Below are 17,145 nucleotides of genomic sequence, written 5' to 3'. Positions count from 1 at the left end.
GGTTACTCCTCGCTGTATTGTACAAGCCATGCTTGCCAATTCTGTTCAAATTTTTCCATTTGTTTATGTTTTTTGCTTAACAAATGTTTGTCTTCATCTTCTTGGGCCATATAAGGGCCAACGCGGCATAATGCACAGTATTTTTCACCTAAATAAGCAGGAAAACTAAGCTTAGGGGTAATTTCATTGTTAGTTTTTTCGCTAAATACATAGGTAATGCCGCTAGTATCTTTAACGTGTTTATCGCGATCAACATTGCGAATTTTATAGCCCGGAAACACGCTAATATCGAATGGCATTTGGCCAAGGTATTGGCAATTAAGCCCTTGATTTAAGCTGCCCTCAATATTCCATTCGCGGTAAGGTTTTACATCTTTAGAGGTGATGTAACATAACATCGGGCCGTTTTTATCTAATGCAAACTGGCTAGCGTAGTCTAGGTAGCGATGCAACAAAGCACGGTTTAATACATTCATACCCCCTTGTTGGGTGTGTGCTTTAAATGCGGCTTCACCTTTAAATGCAGGTATCAGCGGAAATTGAAAAATAACCACATCGAAACAAGCGCCATCTAAGCGCTGCCATGAGTCTGGCCTTGTTACATCAAACTCAGTGAGTGTTTCAATATTAAGTTGTTGCAAGGCGCTAAGTGCATTGTCGGCATATTTTTGTTCTATGGTGTTTGCATCATCATAAGTTGAAGCAACAAGCTTGGCTGGTTTTATATAACGAGCAACAGAGTGTGAAAATGATAAATCACCATCGCCTACCGTTAATATGCGCCAACTAGGGTCTAAATACATGGGGTTATTTGCCTTGTTCTGGCGCTGTTTCAACTGAAATTTTAGGGCAAAGGGCTAAGCGAGTTTTAAGGCCTTCTATGGCTATTTGCTTAAAAATTAGATTGAAACTAATTAAAACAGCAATAACGATATGAATAGGGCCATGGGTAAAGCCTGCATCTGTATCAAAAAGCATTAAGCCGAATAATAAAAACATGATTGCTAAAAATATTTCAATCAGCTGATTTGAGTATAGCTTTAAATTGCCTTGGTTTTTATGATCTTTTTTGATGTGAATTGCACAAAAAAATGGGATCACTTTTATTTTAAAGTGAGCGTTTTTTTCTACGTAATTTTCACCTAAGTGATCTAGTTTAGCGCGCAGTTGATCTATCATAGCAAGTCCTTAAAAAACTGAGCCGCGGATGTTACCGCAAACGCAAGAAAAGGGCTACTCAGGATAGATACTCATGCCAATTACAAATATGTGGCATACAAACACAACCGAGGTTAAAACGAATCGCATTTTTTGATAATCAACGTGATAGGTTTGCCACTGCGGTGTGCTTTTCTCAAACAACAGCACGAGCCAAAAGCTCGCAGCAAGCCAAGCCAGTATCCAGCTTGACGGTAAAAAGCTTAAAAAACCAATCGGTAAGATAGGAATAATTGCTTTAATGGCATCAGCATGCGTTTGCTGGCCTGCATGCCATAAATTACCAGCCATAAAGGCTAAAATGGCGATGCTATAAAAAGTGAAAAAGTCTAAGTTAACAGCATTACTACCTGCTATAAGCGGCCAGCCTACACAGCCTAAAAAAGGCAGTAAACCTAAGTAACCAAGTTGAATGTGATTAATAAACTTTTCCATAATGACCTTTAAACTACCTAACTGGTATAAAATAACTCGTAGTTATTTTATACCAGTTAGGCGGCTAAAACGATCGCTTTATTGCTGACGTAACTCTCGACGTAGAATTTTGCCAACCGTCGATTTAGGCAATTGTTCCATAAAAATGATTGATTTAGGCACCTTATAAGCACTTAAGTTTTCGCGGCAGTAGTCACTCACTTGTTGTTCATCAACCTGCTCTTTTAAAGTAATGTAGGCACACACACGCTCACCGGTTTTTTCATCTTTTGCACCAATAACAGCCGCTTCGCAGATAGCCGGATGCTGACAAAGTATGTTTTCAACTTCGTTAGGGTACACGTTAAAACCAGAGACAATAATCATGTCTTTTAATCGGTCTACAATTTTGTAATTACCACTTGGTAGCTTCAGACCCACATCACCGGTTTTGAAAAAACCACGTTTCATGCATTTATCGGTTTCATCTTGGCGTTGCCAGTAGCCCATCATTACTTGCGGGCCTTTAACAACTATCTCGCCAGACTCACCGTCTGCAACGGGCTCGTCGTTTTCATCCCAAATTTCCACGGTGGTGTTTGATAGTGGGAGGCCAATGCTGCCAATTTCTTCATTTTGAAAATCGTTTAATGTCACAACAGGCGAGGTTTCTGATAAGCCATAGCCTTCTGTGATTGTACAACCTGTGGTGCTCATCCACGCATCAGCTGCAGCATGCGTTAAAGCTGCTCCTCCTGACACGGTCATTTTTAGGTTTGAAAAATTCAGTGCCCTAAACCTTGGGTGCATACACAGACCAATAAACAAGGTGTTAATCCCTGAAAAGTAATTAATATCAAAAGGTTCGATTTGCTTAACTAAGGCATCTAAATCACGAGGGTTTGGAATAAGTACATTAAACTGCCCCATGGCAAATAAGCTAACCATGTTCACCGTAAAGGCGTATATATGATAAAGCGGAAGCGGGCAAATACCGGTTTCTTGACCAGGCGTTAAAATGTTGTCAAAGCGCTCATTCATTTGCTCGGCATTGGCTAAGATGTTGCCATGACTAAGCATCGCTGCTTTGGCAACTCCTGTGGTACCGCCGGTGTATTGTAAAACAGCAATATCGTCACGACTTGCTTGATGAGCGTCAAGAGGGGCAAGTCTTTCACCTTGGCGAATGAGTTCGTTTAACGAAAATTGATTCTCTTGTAATGCTGGCTCAGCTAAAGCGGCTGCAACAATAACGGTTTTAATGGATGTATCATTAATAATTGTTGCTAATTTTTCGCTAAGGGCATCAAGAATAACAATGGCTTTTACATCTGCATCATTAAACTGGTGTAGCATTTCACGGGCAGTATAAAGCGGGTTGGTATTGACTACGATTAATCCTGCACGAAATGCTGCATAAGTTACGATAGGGTAATCAACAATATTAGGTAGTTGAATAGCAATTCTGTCTCCTGCAACAAGACCACTTTGCTGTTGAAACCACTGGGCTAAATAGCGAGATTGTTGTTCTACTTGAGAAAAAGTGAATGTTCTTCCCACACTTGTGTAGGCAGGAAAGTCAGCATAAGTCTTACAACTATGCTCAATTAATTGCGTGAGGTTATCATGTGTGTTCATGGTTATTCCTTAGCTTGTTTGACTAATGAATATATACAATTTGTTAACGTGAAACTTAGCTTTAAACGACTTGTTTTTGACTTTTTACGCCATTAATGGGAATGAAACTTGCGGTAATCTCTAGGTGGAATACCATACCAACGTTTAAAAGATCGAGTAAATTCGCTGTAATTAGAAAAGCTCAAGATATCTGATATGTTTGATAAAGTGAGGCTAGATTCAATTAAATATTGATGTGCCAAATGACAGCGTACATCATCGACTAATTCACGAAACGTTGTGCCATGCTTTGTTAAGTGGCGCTGTAAGCTACGGGTACTCATCGATAACTTTTCGGCTACAAGGTTTACCCCAAACTCCTCGTGTAGTAAGTACTGCTTGATCATCACTTCAACATGATCTGAGATATTTTCACGTTTGGTGTTTTGAATCAGCCCAAGCTGTTGGCTGAGTATAGAAAACAACTGCTTATCTGAGTTCTTAATAGCGAGTTTAAGGTATTTTTTTTCAAACACGACTGCTGTGTGTGCACAATTAAACACAGGAACTTGACCTAATGCTTGGCGATAAACACTCGGATTTTCATTACCACTATGGGGAAGTTCCAAACGGTGCAGTTTTATTTGATCATCGGTTAGTTTCTTTAATAAATTAACCCCAACACTCAGGGCTAGATCAGCGCCATGATAGACACTCACTTTTAAGCTACTACGAACTAAAAATGATAGTTTTACATAGTTTTGGTCTACTTCAAGGAGTAAATCAGCGCTATTTTGATGAATGTGATAATACTTAGTTAAATTTTTAAGTGCCAATTCAAGGGTGTCGCAATTACCCACCAAATAACCAACAGAGCCCAAAATGTTCAAGCTTTGCCAACGCCCTAATTCTAACCCAAAATAGGGCAGGTTTAGTTCTTTCGCCGTGGTCTCTAACAGTTGAATGAGTTGCTGATACTGCACAAAGCTATTGGCATCTTGTAGTTTTTTTCTGTCTAAACCAACGTGTGATAAAAGTATATCAGGGTTCACCAATTTGCTTTCGATCAGCTCAATATAGCCATGTAGAGCAGATACTCTAATTAGATCAGGTGCTTGTGTTAATCGGGGCATAGTATGCTCTTTTTTGTGCTCTGGCGTAAAAAGTAAAAAAAATTGCGTACAAAGTAAAGTAATACAGGTCAGTAAAGTTTAACAATGTATTAACGTAAACAATACGCTGATTTACTAACACGCATTAAAGAGGGCACACACATGGCATTACCAGATATTATTAATCATCAAGATTTTTTACTCACTATTCATACCAATGATGAAAAGCTAATTAAAAACGCTTTACCAGGCGTGCACATTTATCCACTCATGCTGGATTCTGAGAATGGGGTATGGGTTTTACGCGTTTTATTTGAACCGGGTACAGTTTTGCCAAAGCACTTTCACACTGGTGTTGTGCATTTATATACCATGGCGGGCAGCTGGCACTACACTGAGTACCCTGACGATTTACAAGTAGCGGGTAGCTATTTATTTGAACCAGGCGGTTCGATTCATCAATTTCAAGTCCCAGCAGACAACACTGAAGTGACCGATACCTTTATGATAGTAATGGGAGCCAATATTAACTTTGACCCTGATGGCAACTATATGAACATTATGGATGCAGGTTGGATTGAACAAGTGATGTTAGCAGCTGCAAAAGAGCAAGGAATTGAGCCTAACTACATAAAACCAAAGAGTTTATACGGTTTTAGTAAGTAATTTTATTCCCTGAAATGAAGGCCCTTGATTGCGTAAGTTATTGAGGGCTTTGTAGTTTTTGCTATTTCCAATCTTTCAATCTAAAAAACAAATCAATTTAATCTAAACAATCAATTTTATTTTAATCGCTCAGGCCTCTATTGTATTAATCAAGCAGACGCAAGGCTGCGTTAATTAAACTTTTTAAATACATCAATGAGGAATATTATGAGCACTTCATTAATTAACACAAAACTACAACCATTCAATGCAACAGCTTACCACAACGGTGACTTTGTAGAACTAACAGAAAAAGACGTGCTAGGTAAGTGGTCAATCTTCTTCTTCTACCCAGCTGACTTTACTTTCGTATGTCCTACAGAGCTTGGTGATGTTGCTGATTACTACGAGCAGCTTCAAGAAATGGGTGTTGAGGTTTACTCAGTATCAACTGACACGCACTTCACTCACAAAGCATGGCACGATACGTCTGACACAATTGGTAAAATCAAATTCCCAATGATTGGTGACCCTACAGGTCGTATTACTCGTAACTTCGGTGTGATGATTGAAGACGAAGGTCTTGCTCTTCGCGGTACATTCGTAATGAACTCTGAAGGCGAAATCAAAGTAATCGAAACTCACGACTTAGGTATCGGCCGTAGCGCGAAAGAGTTAGTACGTAAAGTACAAGCTGCACAGTACATTGCTAACCACGACGGTGAAGTATGTCCTGCATCATGGCAGCCAGGTGAAGAGACACTTGCTCCTTCACTAGACCTAGTTGGCAAAATCTAATTTGCCACAGCATTAAACGATAGCAAAGCTTTGCTTTGCTATCTCAATGCAACCCTAATTGCCCATCACAACTCACATTAAGCACATTAGCGGGTGATGGGCAGTTATATTTAAAATTTTTCTAGATTATTTATTCTGAACTCAAGGGCTAAGCCATGTTAGATACGAATATCAAAAACCAATTAACAAGCCACTTTGCTTCTATTACCAGCCCTGTTGAGCTGCTTATCGCCTTGGATGACAGCAATAAATCAACAGAACTAAAAAACTTAGCAAACGATTTAGCATCGTTAAGCGACAAATTCTCGGTGCGAGATAACCCTAACCAAGACGTACGTCGTCCGTCTATGGTGGTATCTTCACCTATTAACAATACGCAAATCACATTTGCGGGTGTGCCTATGGGCCACGAATTCACAAGCTTGATCCTTGCACTTCTTCACACTGGTGGTCATCCAAGCAAGGCATCAGAGACTGAAATTGAACAAATTAAATCATTGCCTGGGCCACTCAACTTTGAAGTATATATTTCATTAAGTTGTCAAACATGTCCGCAAGTAGTGCAAGCACTTAACTTGATGGCGGCACACAATGAAAATATTACGGCGACTATGATTGATGGCGCCTTGTTCCAAGACGAAGTGAACGAGCGTAATGTGTTAGCAGTACCGGCTGTGTACTTAAATGGAGAGTTATTCAGCCAAGGCGCTGTTAACCTGACCGACATTCTAAATAAAGTAGATACCAAAGCGGCTGCACGCCAAGCCGAAGCACTGAACGATAAAGAGTTATTCGATGTACTTGTTGTTGGTGGTGGTCCGGCAGGGGCTTCTGCGGCAATTTATTCGGCGCGTAAAGGCTTAAATACCGGTGTTGTGGCAGAGCGTTTTGGTGGTCAGGTTTCAGACACGTTAGCAATTGAAAACTTTATCTCAGTAAAAGCGACCGAAGGTCCTAAATTAGTTGCTCAACTTGAAGAACACGTAAAAGAATACGACGTAGATGTGATGCAAAACCAACGTGCGGCATCGCTTACTAAACAAGGTAATTACCAAATCACGCTAGAAAATGGCGCGGTGTTAAATGCTAAGTCAGTGGTATTAGCAACTGGTGCACGCTGGCGTGAAATGAATGTACCCGGTGAAAAAGAGTATCGCGGTCATGGCGTTGCTTACTGCCCTCACTGCGATGGCCCGTTATTTAAAGGTAAAGCGGTTGCGGTTATCGGTGGTGGTAACTCAGGTATTGAAGCGGCAATCGACCTTGCAAACATTGTAGAGCATGTCACTGTGCTCGAATTTGCTGATACCTTACGTGCTGACGAAGTACTTATTCGCAAAGCAAATAGCTTAAACAACATTACGATTATCAAAAACGCGCAAACAACAGAAGTTGTTGGTGATGGTAAACGAGTAACAGGCTTAAGCTATATTGACCGCATCTCTGGCGATGAAAAATCACTTGAGCTTGCAGGTATCTTTGTGCAAATCGGCTTGGTGCCAAACACTGAATGGTTAAAAGGTTCAGAATTAGCACTGACTCGCTTTGGCGAAATCGAAATAGACAGCAAAGGTGCAACATCATTACCGGGTGTTTACGCGGCAGGTGATGCAACAACAACGCCGTTTAAGCAAATCATTATTGCCATGGGCAGTGGTGCAACGGCAAGTTTAGGTGCATTTGATTACCTAATTCGCCACAGCGATGAGATTCAAAACACCGAAGATGCAGCTTAATTAGCGACTCTTGATTAGGCAGCTCACACCCATAGCTGCCGCTTTAAAGCCGCCCTCTCCAAAGGCGGCTTTGTTTTTATTCATCCAGCTACTGATACTGTGCTGCAGTTATAAATTCCTCAAAACTTTCACACCAAATAATCACAGTATTGTAATCGCTGACATCAATACCTTGTGGCACAACTAATTTAAAGCCGTTGAACGAACGCACCCCTGCAACACGCTGCATGGTGCCTTTTTGTGCTAAAAAATCGGTTTCGTTATCAATAAAGTTTCGCGACAGATAAAGTTGATAGTCAGGCCCTGGTGATAACGTGCCTTGCATTGAAATAGCATCATTCGTTAGATACACCATACCATCACCATAATGAAGGCGATCTGAGCCTTTAAGATCAGGTTTAAACTCTGCACTAAACAGAGCTCTCGTTTGATGTTGTTCAAGAGTCTTGATTTCAGGGGCTGGTTGCTCAGTTAAAATTGGCAAACTGTATATCCCAGCCATAAAGCCCGCAGCAAAAATAGCCAATGCTATGATGAAAATTAACAGTGCTTTTAGCATTATTATTCCCTATTTTTTAAGTTTATGATGTGGCGTTGACTTAAAGAAAATTGCTTTTCAACATCACCAAAGTGTTGTAAATAAAGCTGCTCAAGTTCACCCGATTGCTGTATCTTTTGCATGCCTTGTTCTAGCAAATCCCTAATATTTTGATTTTCTTTACTTAAGTAAAAGTAATAGTCATTGGGGTATTGCAACATAATGTCTGGCGCAATGACAAAGTTTGTTTGTTGTAGTCGCTGAAGTTCTACACCTATTGCTAATGCAGAACGAGGAAAGTAATCTGCTAGACCACTTTCAAGTGCTTTGACCATTCCTGCGTAATCAAGCTCTCCATTTACAGATAAACCATTTGCTTTTAGCACATCATAATCTGACCAGCTTTGTTGTTGCACAGCAAGTAGCGGTCTTAATTGTTCCAAGTTTTTGATAGCTTTAAATTTTAGTTGCTCTTTTTTATGAATAATTAGTAGCCGCTTACCGTGTAAGCCTTTATAAATAGGAATAGTTGTTTTTACTAAGGTATTACTTAACTGAGAAGGTAAAGACAGCCAGGCGAGAGTTATAGCTTTGTTGTGGCTAAGTTGCTCTACTATTCGTTTATCATTCATTGGTTGCGAATCATATCGGATGATAATATCAGCATTTACCGCGGCAAAGCTTTTCGTAAGTATTTTATGAATGTACTGCTGTTTGACTGCATCAGTATAAATAGGTTTAGCAAGTTGGATTACAATTTGACTTTGCGCGATTGCGTAAGAACAATGCAAAGCTAAAAATAATAAAAACAGGCGCCAAATTGTAGTCATTTATAAGGTTCTCTGTGTGCAAAGTAATCAGTTGCCCATCATACTTTGAATACATGGACCTGTTGCTGTAATCGCGACGCTAATGAAGCTAATTCTTGACTTGCTTGAGCGTTTTGCTGCGAGCTTTCGCTAACTAGTGAAATACTACTGCTAAATTCATTGATATTACAACTAAGTTCGTTGGCAACGATTGTTTGCTCATCTGTTGCGGTAGAAACTTCGTTGTTCATATCGGCAATAAGTGCCATTTCTTGAGTGATTTCAGTCAGTAATTGTGATGAGCGTTCTGCGTATTCAACACTTTGTTTAGCACTTTCGTCGGCATTGCCCATGGCGGTCACTGCTTGCTGCGCCATTGCTTGTAGTTTACTGATCATTTCGTTAATACTCGCTGTGGCTTTTTGCGTGTTGTGCGCAAGTTGCCTTACTTCATCAGCCACCACAGCGAAACCGCGACCCGACTCACCTGCGCGTGCTGCTTCAATGGCCGCATTTAACGCAAGTAAATTGGTTTGTTCAGCAACCCCTTGAATCATCATTACCACTTGGTTGATATCTGTTGATTGTGTATTTAACTCATTGATAAGTTGAGTATTGGTATTAACTATATGCGACAAGTGGTTAATTGCATCGATATTTTCTTGTACAGACTGTTGGCCAAGCTTCGCTGTCTTATCTGTGTGGGTGGCTTTTTCTGAAGTCGCAAGCGCATTAGCTGCAACTTGTTCAATAGCACTGCTCATTTGCGTAATAGCAGTAGCAATCATTGCCGATTGTTGTTCTTGTTCAGTGGCAGTGCTGGCAACTTGGTCGCTAATTGAGTTCATTTGCTCAGCGGCAGATGAGAGAGTAAGTGTTGCGCTGGTTACATCATTTACAAGAGCATGAATGCGCTCCATCATAGCGTTAAAGTGGTTTGCTGCCTGAGCTATCTCATCATTACCATGGGTTTTTGCGCGGAGCCGTAAATCAGCGTTTTCAGAGATTGATCCTATTGTTTCGCTCAGCGATAACAGAGGGTTGTGAATAGAACGATAAATAACAAAAGCGATAAACAACAAGATAATAATTAAAATAGTTATCGAAGCTGTCATTGCGATAGTGACTTGGGAAAAGTCTTTATCTGCCGCATTTTTAAATTTGTTGGCTTCATTGATCTGTAAATTAATCAGACCTTGATAACTTTCACTGAGAGGATCAAACACGTCGTAAAGTTCTTTTACAAACACCTCATTAGGGATCGCTTTTAGCTGGTTACTGTTAACTTGGTTTAAAAACCTGCTAAGTTCACTTTCGACTACAGAGAGATTCTTTTCAACAATATTAACTAAGCGTTGTTCTTCGGAAGTGAGTTTTGTTGCTAAATAGCTTTTCCATTTATTGTCAGCAACATTCTTTGCGTTTTCAACTGCGGCTAGAAAGTCAGCTTTGGAGATTTGATCAGCGCGGTATTTATGAAATAAATCAACAATGTTAACAGCGTAATTGTCCGATACTGTTTTTATTTGCTCTAACGGAAGTACTCTGTCTCTATACAAACTATCAATTCCTTTGACCATATTAGACATCATCGACATCGTGAAAATAGATGTGATCACAAAAACAGCAACTGGTAACAAAGCTAAGACAGCTAATCTCGTACGAACAGTGTAGTTATTTAACATGAGCGAGCAAACTTTTGTAGGGACTTATTATTAAAACTAATAGAGAAATGGTTTTAAGCAAGTTTTTGCAATTGTTTGATGGGTTTTTCTTTTGATAGACCTCATTTAGTTAGTAAAGTCACCATATGCAGCCTTTATATTGTAGGCAACAAAGCCAATTTTCACGTTGGCTTTGTTTTGTTCCTATTTTTACATTAATGGCCGCGATTAGGCATTTGCCTTGGTATCTGTCTTTGTGTATTGCGGCGCATTTGTTGACGCTGCATACCTTGCTGACGTGCTCTGTTCGCGCGATTTAATTGCTGTATACGATTTTGCTGCCTGTTTTGCATATGCTGACGCTGCTGTAATGTTTGTTTCGCTTTACTTTTATCTATGCTTTGCAATTTATTTTGCACTTGCTGGCGGTCAATGTTTTGTGCCCGATCTTTGATTTGTTGCTGTTTATCAGAAGGTAATGTTTGCCATTTTCCCTCAACACGCTGTTGCCATTTATCGGCATCATGCTTGAGCACGTTTCCATTTTTATCCGCAAACACGTTGTTTGCCTTATCGCGTTGGCTGATGGCGGTTTTTAAATCGCGTTTCACTTGCTGCTTTGAAGCTAAACGAGATTTACTTTTATCGCGTTTATAAATGTTATGTCTTGGCTGTTTATTAAGATGACCAGGTTTATGGCCGACATTAATCTTGTTACCAATATTGATGTTGCCATTGTTAATAAAAACTGGGCCGCGGTAACCACCCCCATACCAGCCATTACAGCAATGATAAGGTCGGTAATTTGTTGGCCAGCCGACATGCCAATTCATACCTAGATTCAAAAAGCCATTGCTCCAGCTCAAGCCAAACGACCAACCTGTCCAGTTGTTATAGCCAATATTAAAACCCCAAGTCGGTGGGCGAGGGTAGTAGTAGCCACCGCCCCAGTATGGCGGGTAATACCAACCCGTTCCATACACTGGCACGCCATAATAAGGGTATGACCACATGTAACCTGGGTAATAACCAACATACACCACCTCAGGAGTTGACTCGTATATCTCGACGTAAGTGACGTTGTAAACGGGGGAGCTTGGAGGAATTTTTGCTATGTCGTCTTTTGGAATGCTATCAGCAACAAGCCAAGGCCCTTGTGCGGAATCTGCCTTAAACCACACCGCATTATCGACTGCATAATATTTGCCTTTAATTTGCAGCACTTGTGCATCGGTATTAATAGCATAAGAAACTTGCGTGCCCGGGATACGTTCAAACTTAGGTTTGCCATCATAGTACACAGTTAAACTGGTATCTTTACGGCTGATAGCCGCTGTTTGCGGCACTTTTGCATCTAGTACAGCTTCGTCAGCTTCTTCTGTGCCGGCAACTGAAACTCTTAGACCAGCTAAATCTGATTCAGGTGGAATATTGGCAAAGCTTTCGGGTAGTTCGTCGCCGCGTACAAATGTCCACGGGCCTGTTTGTTGTTTTGCGCGATACCAACGCCCAGATAACAAGACATACATGTTATTCGTTTGCATTTCACGTAGCCAAGGGGTTTCAGTGTTAAACACATACATGAGCTCGCCACCGGTTAAGCTTTTCCATTTAGCTGCGCCATCAGTTGCAATAAGTTCGGTGGGTTTAGTGGCTACAACAATGGCTGGTGGCGCACTAAGACCTGAACTTTCAGTATCTTTAGGGAGCATTTTTACAAGTTCGGTAGGTGGCGTTTGAGTGAATTCATAAGGCCCTTTGGCTTGTTTTGCCTGATACCAAAATTGCCCATCGGTGAGATAACAAAGTTTACTTTTGCTATCTTTAATCACTGTCATGGCGGTATTTAAAGCACGCTCATATTGGCTGTTTTCAACTTTACTAAACTTAGGTTCACCATCAAAACTCAGCAGTACCGACAGTTGCTCTTTGAATATAATCGTTGGAGGGTCGGTTTTTAATTGCGTTAAACTCTGCTCTGCTGCTTCTGCACTTTCAAGGCTGGCGGTGAGTTGCGAAAGCGAGGTTTCGAATTGGCTGGCTTTTATTGCTTCATTAACGACAGCAGTAAATTTTTGTTCTCCAGCATCTTTTGATTCAGGCCAGCGTACATCGGTGACTGTTATATTGCGAACGGTGACGGTATCGTTTTCGCGGTCAGTATCTAATTTAGCTCTAAACCAAAACACGCCGAACACAGCATCATTGCCTGAAAGCGAAAAAGACATTGCTGCACGGGCTGTTAAGGTATTACCCTTTAGTTTCTCGGGTTGTGGCTGGTAAACAATGAGTGTGCCTTGGTTTGTTTTTACTTGTTGAGGCCACTCAATAGCTTTGCTAAAAAATGAACATAAACATAAAGAAGAGAGTATTAATACCCTGAAGGCAGTGATAAAAGGTAGGAAGAGTTTCATGGTCAATCCTTGGCTAACGTAACTCTTTAAAGTATAGCCAATGGCATCGAAAACGCTTGAAAACAGCGCCTATTTTTAAAGCGTTAGCTTAGGCGCCTTGAGTTAAAAATTGCGAGCCCGCATTTAAGCCCATCTCATAGCCTGCACTGAGTTTTTCAAATGATTTCGTTGTTCGACCAACAGCAAAGTCGGGTGGTGGTGCAATAATATTAATTTTACAATCGCTTGGTGGGTTGGCAATAAAATCAATACTTTGATTGTAATTTTCTGCACGTCTTAAGGTGGCTTCTGCTAATGCCGGGGTGTTCTTATAAAGACGTTTAACAAACCATGGCGCTTTTGAAGGCTTTTTCTTATAGCCAAGAGGCTGAGATAAAATCACGGTGATTTCTTTATTGCCCATTTCGTATGCTTTACGAATTGGAATCGAATCTGCCACGCCGCCATCAGTGAGTTGTAAATTATCGATAACGGGGAATTCTCGATAAGCAATGGGTAGTGCGCATGAGGCTTTTAATTGCTCTTCAAGAAGTGTTGTACTTGCTTTTAAATACTCAGCCTGACCAGTTTTTATATTGGTTGTGACAATATAAAACTCACTGGCTTGTTTTTCGAAAGTGTCGAGATCAAGGCGAATATCACGCATGGTTTCTTGCCACAGCCAGTCTAAATCAAATAGGTGGCCACCTTTAATAAAACGAACAAAGTCGATGAACTCAGGTCTGCAAGAGTAATCGGTGATCACCGCATGGTTACGTTTGTATTGCGCACACAAATAAGCGGCAATGTTAGTGGCTCCGGCAGAAACACCATAGCATTGAGTAAAAGGTTGGTAATTAGCTTGAATAAAAGAATCCAGTACGCCAGTGGCAAAAATACCACGCATTGCGCCACCTTCTACAACGAGAGCCCTGTTATTGTTCATTTTCGCAACCTTGCTTGTAACCGTGAATGCTTCTAACCATAGCAAACACGGTTACAAAACGAAATAGAGTTTTGACTCTAAGTGAAGTTTGGCCTAAGCAGAGTTACACCGCCTCTACCCAAAGTACACCGACTTGTTTATCGGTGACTTTTACTGTGCTACCCGCCGCAATGGGAAAGTGACTTTTCAATTGCCATGTAATACCCGAATATTGATGCGTGGTTAATCCTTTATCATCCACATCAGCGTTAACGACAAAGGTGAGCTCAGCAAAGTCACTATGTATCGGCTTAGTATCGGTTTTATCTTGCATGCGTTTGAGTGGTTTCCAAAGCACGAGTGCAAAACCAAGAGTAAACACGATATTGCTCCAAAGCGCGGTAGTGTAACTCGTATCAAGTAGACCTATATTCATTAGTAAGCCACTGGCAAATAAAGATAAGCCTAAAAACAGTAATACATAAGTACTCATACCTAGTACAGCAACTTCAACAATGAGCGCGATAACACCTATAATCATCAGTGCTTCGGCTAAATGGGTATCTAAAAATGCCATTAGCTCACCTAACTTTGTTGCTTTTTATTCAAAGAGTTAATAATAGACATGCCTTGAGCTACAAGCGAGCTTGCATCTGTGCCACTCTCTGGCAGTAATACTACAGATGACTCACGGGCAATGGCCTCTTTAGCAGCAATAGCTTTAGTAGCAAGGTCAAGTTGAATTGCTTTTTGGCCTTGCTCTGTATCGGCGGCTTCACCTACTTTACGAAGTGCATCAGCTTGTGCTTCAGCAACTGCGATAATCGCTTTTGCTTCACCTTCAGCGCGTAAAATTTGCTCGGCTTTTTCAGCTTCTGCTGCAAGGACTTGGGCTTGCTTTTTACCTTCTGCCACATTGATAGCAGACTGACGATCACCTTCTGATTCTAAAATTTGTGCACGTTTTACACGTTCTGCTTTCATTTGTGCTTCCATCGCTTCCATGACAGAGTTAGGTGGCACAATATCTTTAATCTCGTAACGTAAAACCTGAATACCCCAAGGCTCAGAAGCTTGGTTAATCGCGGTAACTATGTTGGTGTTTAACATGTCGCGCTCTTCAAAGGTTTTATCTAGCTCCATTTTGCCAAGCTCAGAGCGCATTGTTGTTTGTGATAGTTGAGTAACCGCAAACACATAGTCATCAACACCATACGTGGCTTTATAAGGGTCAAGCACACGGAAATACAGCACACCATCGACGATGAGCGAGATATTATCTTTCGTGATCGCAGACTGCGAAGGTACATCTTGCGCTTGTTCTTTTAAACTGCGATCAGCGGCAATACGGTCAATAAATGGCACAATAAAGTTTAAGCCCGCTTCTTTGGTTGAATGGTATTTACCAAAACGTTCGATTAACCAAGCACGGTTTTGTGGTACAAATTTAACGCTGCTTTTAAGAAGCACTAAAACAAAAATTAGAAGAAAGACTTCTACATTTAACAACAGGTCTAAAATGCTAGAAATGGGATCCATGTACTTTCCTTAGATACAATTAAAATTATTTTTCACTGCTCAGATTACCACCACAAAGCAACCTGCGCCAATGATTTATAAGGCTAAATTAGCGAGTAATAGTAACAGCATATGTCACTACATTCAGAAAACTAGACATCAGATAGATAGATTTTAAGCAGTTTATAGTCATTAACTACATTGGTACTTTGCTCGCATATCTGCCACAACTTTAATTAGAAATTGCTCAAGCGCATTTAGATCTATATCGCTGAGCTTATTAATGTAAAGGCAAGATTTAGCGTGCTTTATTTTGCCTAGCGTTAAAAGTTCATCGCTGTAAGTGCTAAATCCTTGCATTATATATAGGGTTAAATTGCTTTTTCGCGGCGAAAAGCCAGTCATCAACCAGTTGTATTCACCTTTTGAGTTGCGATAACTGTAGTTACCAAAACCGATGATTGAGTCGCCCCACATGACGGGAGTTTGTTTGGTTACTTTACTAAATAGTTCGAGTAACACGTTTGCATCTGCCTTTCTGGTTGGATGTTCAATACGGCTAATAAATGTATCTACATTGGCATCATTGGGTTGTGTTTTTAATTCGCTCATTAAATTTTTGTCCTAAAAACTAACAATTAGCATGGTGAGGCAAAGTTCGTTTTATAAGGTACATTTTTTGGTCAGCTTGTGCGACAATTTCATTGGCCGATTTTTGAGTTCCAAAAAACATAGTAACCCCAACACTCGCAGAGCCGAAGTAATTGACATTTTGGTATATAAATTGGGTTTCAATTGCTGATTGTAGTTTATCGGCAACACGATGAGCGTTTTTTTTGGCGGCTTGTTCATCACGGCCAAGCCTTTCAAGCATGATTACGAATTCATCCCCGCCGATGCGCGCTAAACAGTCTTTGTCGCGAACGACCGCTTTCATCCTGTTAGCAACTTCTATAAGGTATGCATCTCCAATGAGATGACCATATTGGTCGTTTAACTCTTTAAACTTGTTAAGATCGATAAAGATGACAGCACCATAGTTTAGGTCTTGTTTACTAACTTGTAACGCAAGTGATAGGCGAGAATAAAAATATCGGCGGTTTAAGAGTTTTGTTAAAGGATCTGTAGATGCATCATAGAGGAGCTGTTTTTCAAGTTGTTTTCGTTCAGTAATATCTGTCGAAATACCTAAAATCCCAATAACCTTATTTGGCTCTGTGTCACAAAAAATTGGAGTTTTTACTTCCCAAAAAATATATTTGTTTCCATCAGGGAAATTTAACTCCACTTCTTCTCGGGTGCGCTCTCCTTTGATCACACGCGAATCGATTTTAGCTAGTTTCTTAACATCATTAAGCGCAAAGAAATCTTTATCGCTTTTGAATTGAAGTTCCTGTTCTGTGCACGCCAGTAGACTGAGTGTAAGTTTATTAGCATATACATAATGGGATAGTTCGTTTTTTATATAAACGTATGCAGGTACGTTATCAAGTGCAAACTTTAATTCAGCAATATGGACAGGCAATTTAGTGTTAGTAAGTTCGGCCACAATATGTCCTTATATGACAAGCCATAAATTGATAGTGAATGAAAAAATGCTATTAAACAAGACTGACCACAGTGTTAATCTCACAACTAATAATTTAGGTATAGTTTTGAAAAATAAATAGAAAGTTATTAGTTAAGATGGTTGATGAACTTTGTTATTACTTTTGGGGGATGTGCTCTTCATGCTAAAAACATCCTTGTTTTTAGTCA

Annotated in this window: 17 protein-coding genes; 3 read left to right on the top strand and 14 right to left on the bottom strand. The window is 40.3% G+C overall.

The genetic code is table 11. The features are described from left to right. Positions 1-2 precede the first annotated feature (2 nt). The 5 genes from L1272_RS08120 to L1272_RS08100 all read right to left on the bottom strand — a co-directional run bounded on the left by L1272_RS08120 (position 3) and on the right by L1272_RS08100 (position 4,382). Positions 3-803: a class I SAM-dependent methyltransferase gene (locus L1272_RS08120; RefSeq protein WP_235373172.1), complete on the bottom strand. Its 801-nt coding sequence runs from the start codon at positions 801-803 to the stop codon at positions 3-5. A 4-nt stretch (positions 804-807) separates the two neighbouring features. After that, positions 808-1,179, bottom strand: a complete 372-nt coding sequence (locus L1272_RS08115) for a hypothetical protein (RefSeq protein ID WP_235373171.1) — start codon at positions 1,177-1,179, stop codon at positions 808-810. A gap of 54 nt (positions 1,180-1,233) precedes the next feature. After that, a complete protein-coding gene (locus L1272_RS08110) occupies positions 1,234-1,653 on the bottom strand; it encodes a DUF3429 domain-containing protein (protein WP_138618328.1) in 420 nt (139 codons plus the stop codon). Positions 1,654-1,731: 78 nt separating this feature from the next. Beyond that, entirely contained in the window at positions 1,732-3,270 is a 1,539-nt protein-coding gene (locus L1272_RS08105; protein ID WP_235373170.1) for an AMP-binding protein, read from the bottom strand. 92 nt (positions 3,271-3,362) lie between these two features. After that, positions 3,363-4,382 carry an AraC family transcriptional regulator gene (locus tag L1272_RS08100; protein WP_235373169.1) on the bottom strand — a complete coding sequence of 340 codons (1,020 nt, stop codon included), beginning with the start codon at positions 4,380-4,382 and terminating at the stop codon, positions 3,363-3,365. Positions 4,383-4,523: 141 nt separating this feature from the next. Here L1272_RS08100 and L1272_RS08095 point away from each other — a divergent pair, with 141 nt between their 5' ends. The 3 genes from L1272_RS08095 (at position 4,524) to ahpF (ending at position 7,540) form a co-directional block, all read left to right on the top strand. Then, the gene (locus tag L1272_RS08095) at positions 4,524-5,027 is read left to right on the top strand and encodes a 2,4'-dihydroxyacetophenone dioxygenase family protein (protein WP_054553959.1); all 504 of its coding nucleotides are present in this window, start codon (positions 4,524-4,526) and stop codon (positions 5,025-5,027) included. A 207-nt stretch (positions 5,028-5,234) separates the two neighbouring features. Continuing rightward, positions 5,235-5,804: an alkyl hydroperoxide reductase subunit C gene (gene ahpC / locus L1272_RS08090; protein WP_235373168.1), complete on the top strand. Its 570-nt coding sequence runs from the start codon at positions 5,235-5,237 to the stop codon at positions 5,802-5,804. A gap of 155 nt (positions 5,805-5,959) precedes the next feature. After that, positions 5,960-7,540, top strand: coding sequence for an alkyl hydroperoxide reductase subunit F (gene ahpF, locus L1272_RS08085; RefSeq protein WP_235373167.1), 1,581 nt, complete (start codon positions 5,960-5,962; stop codon positions 7,538-7,540). An 88-nt stretch (positions 7,541-7,628) separates the two neighbouring features. Here the strand turns inward: ahpF and L1272_RS08080 are convergent, their stop codons facing one another. From L1272_RS08080 to L1272_RS08040, 9 genes are all read right to left on the bottom strand, one after another. Continuing rightward, on the bottom strand, positions 7,629-8,099 hold the full coding sequence (locus L1272_RS08080) for a DM13 domain-containing protein (RefSeq protein WP_138618337.1): 471 nt from the start codon (positions 8,097-8,099) through the stop codon (positions 7,629-7,631). 2 nt (positions 8,100-8,101) lie between these two features. After that, complete coding sequence (locus tag L1272_RS08075; RefSeq protein ID WP_054553955.1) at positions 8,102-8,908, bottom strand: substrate-binding periplasmic protein; 807 nt, start codon at positions 8,906-8,908, stop codon at positions 8,102-8,104. Between the two features lie 38 nt (positions 8,909-8,946). Further along, positions 8,947-10,572: a methyl-accepting chemotaxis protein gene (locus tag L1272_RS08070; protein WP_054553954.1), complete on the bottom strand. Its 1,626-nt coding sequence runs from the start codon at positions 10,570-10,572 to the stop codon at positions 8,947-8,949. A gap of 194 nt (positions 10,573-10,766) precedes the next feature. Then, positions 10,767-12,965: a carbohydrate-binding family V/XII gene (locus L1272_RS08065; RefSeq protein ID WP_235373166.1), complete on the bottom strand. Its 2,199-nt coding sequence runs from the start codon at positions 12,963-12,965 to the stop codon at positions 10,767-10,769. Positions 12,966-13,053: 88 nt separating this feature from the next. Next, a complete protein-coding gene (locus L1272_RS08060) occupies positions 13,054-13,890 on the bottom strand; it encodes a patatin-like phospholipase family protein (RefSeq protein WP_054553952.1) in 837 nt (278 codons plus the stop codon). 103 nt (positions 13,891-13,993) lie between these two features. After that, positions 13,994-14,446: an NfeD family protein gene (locus L1272_RS08055; protein WP_235373165.1), complete on the bottom strand. Its 453-nt coding sequence runs from the start codon at positions 14,444-14,446 to the stop codon at positions 13,994-13,996. A gap of 8 nt (positions 14,447-14,454) precedes the next feature. Further along, positions 14,455-15,408, bottom strand: a complete 954-nt coding sequence (locus L1272_RS08050; RefSeq protein WP_130052753.1) for an SPFH domain-containing protein — start codon at positions 15,406-15,408, stop codon at positions 14,455-14,457. A 171-nt stretch (positions 15,409-15,579) separates the two neighbouring features. Next, on the bottom strand, positions 15,580-15,999 hold the full coding sequence (locus tag L1272_RS08045) for a DUF1801 domain-containing protein (RefSeq protein WP_235373164.1): 420 nt from the start codon (positions 15,997-15,999) through the stop codon (positions 15,580-15,582). A 19-nt stretch (positions 16,000-16,018) separates the two neighbouring features. Then, complete coding sequence (locus L1272_RS08040; RefSeq protein WP_138599411.1) at positions 16,019-16,936, bottom strand: sensor domain-containing protein; 918 nt, start codon at positions 16,934-16,936, stop codon at positions 16,019-16,021. Positions 16,937-17,145: the final 209 nt, after the last annotated feature.

The organism is Pseudoalteromonas sp. PAST1 (assembly GCF_021532515.1).
Lineage (GTDB): Bacteria > Pseudomonadota > Gammaproteobacteria > Enterobacterales > Alteromonadaceae > Pseudoalteromonas > Pseudoalteromonas simplex.
This window is presented reverse-complemented; position numbering and strand designations above follow the sequence as displayed.